General features: G+C 65.8%; 1 protein-coding gene. It reads left to right on the top strand.

All coding sequences use genetic code 11. The features are described from left to right. On the top strand, window positions 1-711 hold a 711-nt coding region (gene dmpG, locus DEQ92_RS21075; protein ID WP_115821732.1), incomplete at both ends, for a 4-hydroxy-2-oxovalerate aldolase.

Raw genomic sequence — 711 nt, forward strand, 5'->3', positions numbered from 1 at the left:
CGACCACCAGTTCACGCCCGAGGAGATGGCAGACGTCGCCAGCGCCCTGAACGCGGCCGAGATGGACGTCGTCGAGGTCTCTCACGGCGACGGAATGGGCGGCTCCTCGATCAACTACGGCTTCTCGGCGGCCAGCACCGAGGAGTACCTCGACGCCGTGACGCCGGAACTCACCGACACTGAACTGTCGGTCCTGATGCTGCCCGGCATCGGCACGATCGAGGAGATCGATATGGCGATCGACCACGGGGCGGACATCTGCCGGATCGCGACCCACGTCACCGAGGCTGACGTCTCCGAGGAGCACTTCGAGTACGTCAAAGACCAGGGCCTCGAAGCGAACGGTCTCCTGATGCTCTCGCATATGGCAGCGCCCGAAACGGTGCTCGAACAGGCCCAACTGATGGAGAGTTACGGCGCCGACGCCGTCTACGTGATGGACTCCGCCGGCGCGTTGCTGCCGAGCGACGTCCGCGACCGCGTCAGCCTGCTCGTCGACGAACTCTCTATCGACGTGGGCTTTCACGCGCACAACAATCTCGGGCTCGCGATCGGCAACTCGCTCGCGGCGCTCGACTCCGGCGCGGTGACGAACGACGGCTGTCTGCGCGGGCTCGGTGCGGGTTCGGGCAACGCCCAGATGGAGGTCCTCGTCGGCACGCTGGAGAAGGCCGGCTACGACGTCAACCCGGACTTCTTCGGCACGATGGA

Source organism: Haloferax sp. Atlit-6N (assembly GCF_003383195.1).
In the GTDB taxonomy this organism is placed as follows: Archaea; Halobacteriota; Halobacteria; order Halobacteriales; family Haloferacaceae; genus Haloferax; species Haloferax gibbonsii.